We start from the raw sequence: 11,431 nt of genomic DNA, 5'->3' as shown, positions 1-11,431 counted from the left end.
CCAGAATAGGCAGCGCGATGCATTCGCCCGCGCGCCAGCCACAAGGACTTGTCGTCGCAGTGACAAATGGCAGAATAAGTTTCTCTTTGGCATAGCCATTGCATACGATTGCATCAAAAATAGTCATCCAGGCCGGAAAAGGATTGAGGCGATGCTTATCAAGAAGACCACACGCGCGGCATTGATCGCGGTGCTCGCTCTAACGACCGCCGCCGCATGGCCGCGCGTGGCCAGTGCCGAAACTGTGCTGCGCATTGGCATGACCGCCGCCGATATTCCGCGCACGCTGGGCCAGCCTGACCAGGGTTTTGAGGGCAATCGCTTCACCGGCCTTACCATGTATGACGGGCTCACCGGCTGGGACCTGTCCTCGGCCGACAAGGCGAGCGTGGTAATCCCCGGCCTTGCCACCGAGTGGAAAGTCGACGATGCCGACAAGACCAAGTGGGTGTTCAAACTGCGCCCCGGCGTCACCTTCCATGACGGCTCGCCGTTCAATGCGGACGCCGTGGTGTGGAACGTCGAGAAGGTCTTGAAGCAGGACGCGCCGCAATTCGACGCCAGCCAGGTCGGCGTTACGGCCTCGCGCATGCCGACGCTGGCGTCAGCGAAGAAGATCGACGACATGACGGTCGAACTCACCACCAAGGAACCCGACAGCTTCCTGCCGATCAACCTCACCAACCTGTTCATGGCGAGTCCGACGAAGTGGCAGGCCTTCTACGACAAGGCGGAAGGCCCTGACGCCAAGGCGAAGTCGCAAGCTGCCTGGACGGCGTTTGCCAGGGACGCCTCGGGCACCGGCCCGTGGAAGATGGCGAGCTTCACCCCGCGCGAACGGCTCGAACTGGTCAAGAACGCGAACTATTGGGACAAGGCGCGCGTGCCGAAGATCGACAAGATGGTGCTGTTGCCGATGCCCGAAGCCAATGCGCGCACTGCCGCGCTGCTCTCCGGCCAGGTCGATTGGGTCGAGGCCCCGGCGCCGGATGCGCTGCCCGAGCTCAAGCAGCGTGGCTTCAAGCTCTACGCTAACGAGCAGCCGCATGTCTGGCCCTGGCAGTTCTCGCGTGTCGAGGGCTCGCCCTGGAACGACATCCGCGTGCGCAAGGCCGCGAACCTTTGCGTTGATCGCGAGGGCCTCAGGGACGGCTTGCTCGCCGGCCTGATGGTGCCGGCGACCGGCACCTTCGAGCCCGGCCATCCCTGGCGCGGCAAGCCGAGCTTCGAGATCAAGTACGACAAGGCGGCTGCGCAAAAGCTGATGCAGGAGGCCGGCTTCGGCCCGAACAAGAAGCTGACGGTGAAGACCCAGACATCAGCCTCCGGCTCGGGCCAGATGCAGCCGCTGCCGATGAACGAATATCTCCAGCAGGCGCTGGCCGAATGCTATTTCGACGTGCAGCTCGATGTCATCGAATGGAACACGCTGTTCACCAACTGGCGCCGCGGCGCCAAGGACGCTAGCGCCAACGGCGCGAACGCGACCAACGTCACCTATGCGGCGATGGACCCGTTCTTCGCGCTGGTGCGCTTCCTGCAATCGGGCATGGCGCCGCCGGTGTCGAACAATTGGGGCTTCATCAACAACCCCAAGTTCGACGAGCTCGTGAAGAAGGCGCGCCAGACCTTCGATCCTGCCGCGCGTGACGCCGCGCTCGCCGAGCTGCACGCAGCCTCCGTCGACGACGCCGCCTTCCTCTACGTCGCCCACGACGTCGGCCCGCGCGCCATGAGCCCGAAGGTAACAGGCGTCGTGCAGCCGAAGAGCTGGTTCATCGACTTCTCGCCGGTGTCGATCGCGCGGTAGTTCGCGCAACACGCTCGGTGCACCCTCTCCCCTTGTGGGGGCCCCTTGTGGGAGAGGGTGTCTCGCCGCGCAGCGGCGAGACGGGTGAGGGGTTCTCTCCGCGGGAGCCTCTCTTGCATTCGGAATGATTGTACTCGCGGATAAAACCCCTCATCCGGCGTGCTGCGCGCGCCACCTTCTCCCACAAGGGGAGAAGAAAGAAAGAACTCAACGTGCTCGCCTACACTGCCAGACGCATCGTCTATGTCGTCCCGATCGTCATCAGCGTGGCGCTGGTGTGCTTTCTGCTCGTGCACATCACGCCTGGCGATCCCCTGGTCGCCGTGCTGCCAGCCGATGCCTCGCAGGAGCTCGCAGCGCAGCTGCGCGCCGCCTATGGCTTCGACCGACCGTTACCGGTGCAGTTCGGGCTTTGGCTGCTGCGTGCGCTCCACGGCGATCTCGGCAATTCCATCGCTACGGGCCGTCCCGTGCTGGCCGAGGTCATGCGCGCGGTCGGCAACACCGTCACGCTGGCGATTGCCGCAGCCATCATCGGCTTCACCATGGGCGTCCTGCTCGGCTTGATCGCCGGCTATTTTCGCGAGACCTGGATCGACAAGGTCGCGACCTCCTTTGCGATCGCCGGCGTCTCGGTGCCGCATTACTGGCTCGGCATGCTGCTCGTCATCATCTTCTCGGTGCAGCTGAACTGGCTGCCCGCGATCGGCGCCGGGCCCAACGGCTCCAACTCGTGGGCCTGGGACTGGGCGCACCTGAAATATCTCGTGCTGCCGGCGATCACGACCTCGGTGATCCCGATGGGCATCGTCACCCGCACCGTGCGTGCGCTCACCGGCGACATTCTCAGCCAGGATTTTGTCGAAGCATTGCGCGCCAAAGGCCTGCGTGAAACCGGCGTATTCCGCCACGTCATCAAGAATGCAGCGCCGACCGGGCTCGCGGTGATGGGGCTTCAGCTCGGCTACATGCTCGGCGGCTCGATCCTGATCGAGACCGTGTTCTCCTGGCCGGGCTCCGGTTTCCTGCTCAACTCCGCGATCTTCCAGCGCGACCTGCCGCTGCTGCAAGGCACGATCCTCATCCTGGCGCTGTTTTTCGTGTTCCTCAATCTGCTGGTCGACATCGCGCAAGCCGCAATCGACCCGCGCATCAAGCGGGGCTAGCGGGATGAGCGAGCTTCCGTTGTCCGCCACCAGCGACGCCGCACTTCAGGCCGCACCCGCAACAAAGGCGCGCGGCTACTGGGCGACTGTCGGCCGCCGCATCATGCGCGACAAAGTCAGCATGGCCTGCGCGCTGGTGCTGCTGCTGATCTTCCTGTCCGCGATCCTCGCGCCATGGCTGGGTCTCGAAGATCCCTATAAGGGCTCGATGATCCGCCGCCTCCGCCACATCGGAACGACGGGCTATCCGCTCGGCACCGACGAGCTCGGTCGCGACATGCTGGCGCGCTTGATTTATGGCGGGCGGCTGTCGTTGCTCATCGGCATTTTGCCCGTGATCCTCGCCTTCTGCATCGGCACCTCGCTCGGCCTCCTCGCCGGCTATGTCGGCGGCAGGCTCAACACCGCGATCATGCGCACGGTCGACGTGTTCTATGCCTTTCCGTCCGTGCTGCTCGCCATCGCCATCTCCGGCGCGCTGGGGGCGGGGATCCTCAATTCCATCGTGTCGTTGACCGTCGTGTTCGTGCCGCAGATCACCCGCGTCGCCGAAAGCGTCACCACCGGCGTGCGCAACATGGATTTCGTCGAGGCCGCACGCGCGTCCGGCGCCGGCGCCTTCACCATCATGCGCGTGCACATCCTTGGCAATGTGCTCGGCGCGATCTTCGTCTATGCCACCAGCCTGATCTCGGTCTCGATGATTTTGGCGGCAGGTCTGTCCTTCCTCGGCCTCGGCACCAAGCCGCCGGAGCCGGAATGGGGCCTGATGTTGAACACCTTGCGCACGGCGATCTACGTCAATCCCTGGGTCGCAGCGCTCCCGGGCGCCATGATCTTCGCGGTCTCGATTTGCTTCAATCTGCTCTCGGACGGCCTGCGCAGCGCCATGGACATCAGGAATTAGACAATGGTGATGCAAGAGCGAACTGCCGCGGCATGCTCCGTACACCTCTCCCCTAGGGAGAGGTCGGATTGCATCGCGAGATGCAATCCGGGTGAGGGGTCACGCTGCATCGAGTTTGCCGCGCCCCCTCACCCGGCGCTGCGCGCCGACCTCTCCCCGATGGGGAGAGGTGAAGGATCGCGGCCATGAGCGAGAGCAACACATCTGTTGAAATGCTGGAGCCGGTCGAGGACCGCGGCGGCGTCGCGCAGCCGCTGCTTCAGGTCAATGGCCTGACCAAACACTTTCCCGTGCGCGGCGGACTGTTCGCCGCCAAGCGCACCGTGCGTGCCGTCGACAACGTCTCCTTCGCCGTCGCCAAGGGCGAGACCGTCGGCATCGTCGGCGAGTCCGGCTGCGGCAAGTCGACCACCGCGCGCCTCCTGATGCATCTGATGCCGCGCGACACCGGCGACATCATCTATGACGGCATGACCGTCGGCCAGTCGCTGAGCTTGCGCGAGCTTCGCCGCGGCATGCAGATGGTTTTCCAGGATTCCTACGCCTCACTTAATCCGCGGCTGACGATCGAGGAATCCATTGCCTTCGGCCCCAAGGTTCACGGCATGGCCGATAACGCAGCGCGCACGCTGGCTCGCGATTTGCTCGGCAAGGTCGGCCTGCGCCCCGAAAACTTCGCCAGCCGTTATCCGCACGAAATCTCCGGCGGCCAACGCCAGCGCGTCAACATCGCGCGCGCCCTAGCCCTGTCGCCGCGACTGCTGATCCTGGACGAAGCCGTCTCCGCGCTCGACAAGTCCGTCGAGGCGCAGGTGCTCAATTTGCTGGCCGATCTCAAGCGCGAGTTCGGCCTAACCTATCTGTTCATTAGCCACGACCTCAATGTCGTCCGCTACATCAGCGACCGTGTGCTGGTGATGTATCTCGGGGAGGTCGTCGAGCTCGGCCCGGTCGACCAGGTCTGGGACCAGCCGGCGCATCCCTATACGCGCGCGCTGCTGGCGGCGATGCCGTCTTCCGACCCTGATAGCCGCACCGAGACGCCGCCGATCACGGGCGATCCGCCCAATCCGATCGACCCGCCCTCGGGCTGCCGCTTCCACACCCGATGTCCGTTTGCGGAGCCGCTCTGCGCAAATGCGACGCCAAAGCTAACTGCGCTCGATAATATGGGGCACGAGGCCGCGTGCTACATGGCGATCCCAGATTCAGGCCATAGCAGCGCGCCGAGGGAGAAGACCGCATGACGAGACCGACACCGAAAGAGATCAAGCCGATAGCACGGATCGCTGGCGTTCCCGTGGATGACGAGATCGCAACCCGCATCTCCAACTCCATCGGGCCTGCCTTCGAGGGCTTTGCGGCCATTGCCGGCACGCTGCCGTTCGATCTCGAGCCCGCCGGCTATGTGCTCGCGCAGATGCAGAAGGTGTCGAAATGAGCACCGAGCCTGCCTTGATGACGCTCACCGAGGTCGCGCGTGCGATCGCGATGAAGCAGGTCTCCTCTCATGAGGTCACACGCGCGTTGCTGCAACGCATCGCGCAGTGGCAGCCGCATCTCAATGCCTTCATGTCGATCGAGGCGGAAGCCGCGCTGAAGGCGGCCGAGGCCGCCGACGCCGCGCTTGCCAAGAGCAACGTTCGTGGTCCGCTGCACGGCGTGCCGCTCGCGCACAAGGACATGTATTACGATGCCGGTAAGGTTACGACCTGCGGCTCGCTGATCCGCCGCGACTTCGTTCCGACCGTGACCTCCACCGCCTTGCAGCGGCTGAAGGATGCGGGCCAGGTCCGGCTCGGCACGCTGCACCTCGCTGAATTCGCCTACGGCCCGACCGGGCACAACGCCCATTACGGTCCGGTGCGCAATCCCTGGAACGTGGCCCACATCACCGGCGGGTCCTCATCCGGTTCCGGTTCGGCGGTTGCTGCGCGTTTGACTTATGCGGCGCTCGGCTCGGACACCGGCGGCTCAATCCGCATGCCCGCGCATTTCTGCGGCGTCACAGGCCTCAAGACCACCGTCGGGCGCGTCAGCCACGCCGGCGCGATGCCGCTGTCGCAATCGCTCGACACGGTCGGCCCGCTCGCCCGCACCGCCGAGGATTGCGCGCTGCTGCTGGCCCTGATGGCCGGTGCGGACCCCTTGGATTCGACCTGTAGCCACGAGCCGTTGTCGGATTACGTGGCTGCGACCAAGGGCTCTCTGAAGGGTCTGAAGTTAGGGGTGCCGGCGTCCTTCTATGTCGACGATCTCGACAGCGAGGTCGCGCGCGTGCTGGACGAGACTATTGCCGTGCTCAAGCGCGAGGGCGCCGACATCGTCACGGTCGAGCTTCCGGACCAGCGGCAATTGTCCTCGGCGAGCCAGCTCGTGCTCGCGGCCGAAGCCGCCGCGTTCCACAAGCGCTGGATGATCGAGCGTCCGCAAGATTATGGCGCGCAGGTCCTGATGCGGCTTCAGAACGGGCTCGCCGTTCCCGCCATCACTTATCTCGAGGCGATGCGCTGGCGCGGCCCAGCACTTGCTGCCCACAACGCGGCCACCGCGGCCGTCGACGCGGTGATCGCGCCGGCGTCCCCCGTGCCGGCGCCGACAATCGAGGAGAGCGACGTCGGCGGCGGCCCGAACGCGCCGGCGCTGTTGCAGCGGCTGACGTTGTTCACCCGCCCGGCGAACTTCCTCGGCCTGCCGTCGCTCACGGTGCCGTCCGGCTTCACCAAAAGCGGCCTGCCGATCGGCATGCAGCTGATCGGCCGCTCGTTCGATGAGGCCACTTTGCTCACCATCGGCGCCGCGTTCCAGCGCGTCACCGACTATCACGATCGATTACCGAAACTGCCGTGATGACAAAACTCGTCGAGATCTCACACCTCAACATCCGCTTCACCGGCGAGCGCACGGTCTATGCCGTGAACGATCTCAGCCTCTCGCTCGGAAACAGTGAGGTGCTGGGCCTGCTCGGCGAATCCGGCTCGGGCAAGAGCGTGACATTGCGTGCGCTGATGCGGCTGTTGCCGAAAAAGCGCACGCAGATTTCGGGCACGGTCAACGTAATGGGCCGCGATGTGCTCGCCATGAACGACGAAGAGCTTTCGTCCTTCCGCGGCCAAACCGTCTCGATGATCTTCCAGGAGCCCGCGCTCGCGCTCGATCCGGTCTACACCATTGGCGCGCAGATCGCCGAAAGCGTCGTGCGCCATGAAGGCAAGAGCTTTGCGGAAGGGCGGGCGCGAGCGCTCGAAATGCTCGAGGTCGTGCGCATCCCCTCGGCCAAGCGGCGGCTGGATGCCTATCCGCATGAGATGTCCGGCGGCATGCGCCAGCGCGCGATGATCGCGCTAGCGCTCGCCTGCCGGCCGAAGATTTTGCTCGCGGACGAGCCGACCACCGCCCTCGATGCCACCGTGCAGATCCAGATCCTCTTGCTGCTGCGCGAGCTGCAGCGCGAGTTCGGCATGTCCGTCATCTTCGTCACCCACGACATCGGCGTCGCCATCGAGATCTGCGACCGCGTCGCGGTGATGTATGCCGGCCAGATCGTGGAGCAGGGAAGCCTGCGCGACATCGTCCGTTCGCCGGTGCATCCCTACGCCAAGGGCCTGCTCGCCTCCACCATCCACGGCGCCAAGCGCGGGCAGCGGCTCGAAACCATCCCCGGCACGCCGCCGTCGCTGGCCGAAAAACCCCACAATTGCTCCTTCGCCTCCCGCTGCAAGCTCGCCGAGCCACGCTGCCTGGAGCAGTTGCCTGCGAATGTGGAGGTCGCGCCGGGCCGGGCGGCCAGATGCGTGCTGGCGGAGCCGGTGGTCGCGTCGTAGGCGTTGCATTCATCTCGCAGCGTCTACCGTCGGGCGCGGCGAACACCCATTCAGACCCCATTCATCCGGCTTCGGTTCCATAGGCCATTCACGGAGAGGGATGTAACCGATGCACATTTCCAACGAAGGCTTGCTCGTCATCCTGTTCGTCGGCCTGGTTGCTGGCTGGCTTGCCGGCAAGGTGGTGCGCGGGACCGGATTCGGCATCATCGGCGACATCGTGGTCGGCATCGCCGGCGCCCTGGTCGCGAGCTTCCTGTTTCCAAAGCTCGGTATTCGTCTCGGCACCGGGCTCGTGTCCGAGATCGTCTATTCCGCCATCGGCGCGGTCATTCTGCTTCTCGTGGTGCGACTGGTGCGCGGCGGGGGCCGGTTTTAGCCCGGCGTTCGTCGATCGGAACTTTCAGCCTTTTGCGGGAAGAGCCTGAAAGCCTGCAAGAAAAAAGCCGCAAGCCTGTGAAATTCCGGACTTGCGCGGAAGGCTGCCAGGGGTAGATGTGGCTCATCGGGCCCGGATTAGGTCGACTGCGTTGGACGCGCGGAAAACGCGTTGTTAATCCGGGTCAAGTACCCTTAATTCGCCTTTGAAATCAGGGGGCTTTGCCCCTCACCCGAAAGAGATCAGACTGATGGCAGCCATCCCTGGCGTCCGCCGTTCAGAGCTCGGTGACGCCTTGCGAGCTTGTCGCTCGGCGTTCGTCGGCGTCGGCTTGATGAGCTGCATGATCAACCTGCTCTATCTGACCGGATCGGTCTTCATGCTGGAGGTCTACGACCGGGTGCTGCCGAGCCGCAGCATTCCGACCCTGGTCGGCCTCATCATCCTCGCCAGCTTCCTCTACATGGCGCAGGGCGTGCTCGACATGATCCGCAACCGGATCTTGGGTCGGATCGGAACCGCGCTTGACGAGGCCCTCAACAAGCGCGTGTTCGACACCATCGTGCGCCTGCCGCTCATCGTCGGCAGCCGCAACGAGGGCCTGCAGCCGCTGCGCGACCTCGATAACGTCCGCTCCTTCCTCGGCGGCATGGGGCCAAGCGCGTTTTTCGACCTGCCCTGGCTGCCGCTCTATCTCGCCATCTGCTTCGCCTTCCACGTCCTCATCGGCGTCACTGCGCTGGCCGGTGCCATCATCCTGGTGGGACTGACGCTCGTCACCGAGTTCATGTCCCGCCAGCCGGCGCGCGAAGCGATGGGGCTTGCCGCCCAACGCAACGATCTCGCCCAGGCCAGCCGCCGCAATGCCGAAGTCATGGTGTCGATGGGCATGGCCGGCCGGATGAACCAGCGCTGGAGCGAGGCCAACGAAAAATATCTCGCCGGCAATCAGCGGGCGAGCGACGTCGCCGGCGGTCTCGGCGCGGTCGCAAAGGTGCTGCGCATGATGCTGCAATCGGCCGTGCTCGCGGTCGGCGCCTATCTCGTGATCCATCAGGAGGCGACCGCCGGCATCATCATCGCCGGCTCGATCCTCTCCGCCCGCGCGCTGGCGCCGGTCGATCTTGCGATTGCGCACTGGAAATCCTTCGTCGCGGCTCGCCAGAGCTGGCAGCGTCTCACGCGGCTCCTCGAACAGATGCCGGCGCAGGCGATGCCGACCCAATTGCAGGCGCCCACCAGCCGGCTCTCGGTCGAAGGCGTCGCCATGGTGGCCCCCGGCGACCAGCGCCTCATCGTGCAGGACGTCACCTTCGCGCTCGCCGCCGGCAACGGCCTCGGCGTGATCGGGCCGAGCGGCTCCGGCAAGTCGTCGCTGATCCGCGCGCTGGTCGGCGTCTGGCAGCCGGTGCGCGGCAAGGTGCGTCTCGACGGCGCCGCGCTCGACCAATGGTCCTCCGACATGCTCGGCCGCCACATCGGCTATTTGCCGCAAGACGTCGAATTGTTCGGCGGCACCATCGCGCAGAACATCAGCCGGTTCGATCCCGAGGCCACCTCCGACGCGATCATCGCCGCGGCCAAGGAGGCCGGCGTGCACGAGATGATCATCAAGATGCGCGAGGGCTACAACACGCAGGTCGGCGAGCAGGGCGCCGCGCTGTCCGCAGGTCAGGCGCAGCGTGTGGCGCTGGCGCGCGCGCTCTACGGCAATCCGTTCCTGATCGTGCTCGACGAGCCCAACTCAAATTTGGACACCGAAGGCGACGAGGCGCTGACCCGCGCCATCCGCTCGGCGCGCGAGCGCGGCGCCATTGTCGTCGTGGTGGCGCACCGCCCGATCGGCGTCGAGGCGGTCGACCAGATCCTGGTGCTGCGCGACGGCCGCATGCAGGCCTTCGGCCCGAAGGAGCAGGTGCTGGCCCAGGTGCTGCAGCCGCGCGTGTCGCCGCCGGCGCCGATCAAGATCGTCAGCGAAGGTGGAGTGCCAAAGTCATGAGCACGTTGGCGATCGGCGGCACGAAGCCCGCCGCGAAAAAGACCGTGCGCGATTCGATCAAGTTCCACCTGTTGCTCGGCCTCGCCATCGTGGTGGTCCTCGTCGTCGGTCTCGGCGGTTGGGCTTCAACGGTGCTGATTTCGGGCGCGCTGATCGCGCCAGGGCAGATCGTGGTCGAGTCCAATGTCAAGAAGGTGCAGCATCCGACCGGCGGCGTGGTCGGCGAGGTGCGCGCCCGCGATGGCGACGTGGTCAAGGCCGGCGATATCGTGGTGCGGCTCGACGATACCGTCACCAAGGCCAACCTCGCCATCGTCACCAAGAATCTCGATGCCGCGCAAGCGCGCGCGGCGCGACTGCAGGCCGAGCAGCGCGGTCTCGACAAGATCGAATTCCCGCAAGCCCTCCTCGAGCGCGCCAACGATCCTGACGTCAGGGTGCTGCTCTCCGCCGAAACCAAGCTGTTCGACGTCCGTGTCAACGGTCGCACCGGGCAGAAGGCCCAGCTGCGCGAGCGCATCACGCAGCTCAACGAGGAAATTTCCGGCCTCAGCGCGCAGGAGAAGGCCAAGGATCAGGAGATCGCGCTGGTGCAGAATGAGCTCACCGGCGTGCGTGAGCTCTACGACAAGCGCCTTGTGCAGATCTCGCGCCTGACCCAGCTCGAACGCGACTCGGCGCGCCTCAACGGCGAGCGCGCGCAGTACATCGCTTCGCGCGCCCAGGCCAAGGGTAAGATCACGGAGACCGAGCTCCAGATCATCCAGATCGACAAGGACGTCGTCAGCGAGGTCTCCAAGGATCTGCGCGAGACCAACGACAAGATCGGCGAGCTGATCGAGCGCAAGGTCGCCGCCGAAGACCAGCTCCGCCGCATTGATATCCGCGCGCCGCAGGACGGCATGGTGCTGCAATCGACGGTGCACACCGTCGGCGGCGTCGTCACCGCCGGCGATGCCCTGATGCTGATCGTGCCGCAGGCCGACGACCTCCAGGTCGAGGCCAAGGTCAACCCGGTCGACATCGACAAGCTCCAGATCGGCCAGAAGACGCTGTTGCGTCTGTCCGCCTTCAACCAGCGCACCACGCCTGAGCTCAATGGCGTCGTCAGCCGCGTATCACCCGACGTCACCAGCGACCAGCGCACCGGCCAGAGCTATTACACGATCCGCGTCTCGATGCCGGCGCAAGAGATCGCCCGTCTCGGCGACATCAAGATGATCCCGGGCATGCCCGTGGAAGCCTTCGTCCAGACCGGCGACCGCACCATGCTGTCGTATCTGATGAAACCGCTGCACGACCAGCTGATGCGGGCGTTCCGGGAGAAGTGACGCGCGAAAGCGGGC

The 11,431-nt window shown here is 65.2% G+C and carries 10 protein-coding genes; all 10 read left to right on the top strand.

Going from position 1 to position 11,431, the window contains the following annotated elements:
• Nucleotides 1-151 precede the first annotated feature (151 nt).
• The 10 genes from IVA87_RS23870 to IVA87_RS23825 all read left to right on the top strand — a co-directional run bounded on the left by IVA87_RS23870 (nt 152) and on the right by IVA87_RS23825 (nt 11,416).
• Nucleotides 152-1,810: an ABC transporter substrate-binding protein gene (locus tag IVA87_RS23870; RefSeq protein ID WP_247308074.1), complete on the top strand. Its 1,659-nt coding sequence runs from the start codon at nt 152-154 to the stop codon at nt 1,808-1,810.
• Nucleotides 1,811-2,022: 212 nt separating this feature from the next.
• Nucleotides 2,023-2,976, top strand: coding sequence for an ABC transporter permease (locus IVA87_RS23865; protein ID WP_247308077.1), 954 nt, complete (start codon nt 2,023-2,025; stop codon nt 2,974-2,976).
• Between the two features lie 4 nt (nt 2,977-2,980).
• On the top strand, nt 2,981-3,883 hold the full coding sequence (locus IVA87_RS23860; protein WP_247308080.1) for an ABC transporter permease: 903 nt from the start codon (nt 2,981-2,983) through the stop codon (nt 3,881-3,883).
• A 185-nt stretch (nt 3,884-4,068) separates the two neighbouring features.
• Nucleotides 4,069-5,130 carry an oligopeptide/dipeptide ABC transporter ATP-binding protein gene (locus IVA87_RS23855; protein WP_247308082.1) on the top strand — a complete coding sequence of 354 codons (1,062 nt, stop codon included), beginning with the start codon at nt 4,069-4,071 and terminating at the stop codon, nt 5,128-5,130.
• Complete coding sequence (locus IVA87_RS23850; RefSeq protein WP_247308085.1) at nt 5,127-5,324, top strand: hypothetical protein; 198 nt, start codon at nt 5,127-5,129, stop codon at nt 5,322-5,324. Before IVA87_RS23855 ends, IVA87_RS23850 begins: the two co-directional genes overlap by 4 nt.
• On the top strand, nt 5,321-6,733 hold the full coding sequence (locus tag IVA87_RS23845) for an amidase (protein ID WP_247308088.1): 1,413 nt from the start codon (nt 5,321-5,323) through the stop codon (nt 6,731-6,733). Before IVA87_RS23850 ends, IVA87_RS23845 begins: the two co-directional genes overlap by 4 nt.
• A complete protein-coding gene (locus IVA87_RS23840) occupies nt 6,733-7,707 on the top strand; it encodes an ABC transporter ATP-binding protein (protein WP_247308090.1) in 975 nt (324 codons plus the stop codon). The genes IVA87_RS23845 and IVA87_RS23840 overlap by 1 nt, the downstream gene beginning before the upstream one ends.
• Before the next feature lie 109 nt (nt 7,708-7,816).
• Nucleotides 7,817-8,086, top strand: a complete 270-nt coding sequence (locus tag IVA87_RS23835) for a GlsB/YeaQ/YmgE family stress response membrane protein (protein WP_028140658.1) — start codon at nt 7,817-7,819, stop codon at nt 8,084-8,086.
• A 250-nt stretch (nt 8,087-8,336) separates the two neighbouring features.
• A complete protein-coding gene (locus IVA87_RS23830; RefSeq protein WP_247308093.1) occupies nt 8,337-10,085 on the top strand; it encodes a type I secretion system permease/ATPase in 1,749 nt (582 codons plus the stop codon).
• Nucleotides 10,082-11,416 (top strand): HlyD family type I secretion periplasmic adaptor subunit, encoded by a 1,335-nt coding sequence (locus IVA87_RS23825; RefSeq protein WP_247308096.1) that lies wholly within the window; start codon nt 10,082-10,084, stop codon nt 11,414-11,416. The genes IVA87_RS23830 and IVA87_RS23825 overlap by 4 nt, the downstream gene beginning before the upstream one ends.
• Nucleotides 11,417-11,431 lie beyond the last annotated feature (15 nt).

This window comes from Bradyrhizobium sp. 147 (genome assembly GCF_023073935.1).
GTDB lineage: Bacteria > Pseudomonadota > Alphaproteobacteria > Rhizobiales > Xanthobacteraceae > Bradyrhizobium.
The sequence above is the reverse complement of the archived record's forward strand: the minus strand, read 5'-3'. Positions and strand labels throughout refer to the sequence as shown.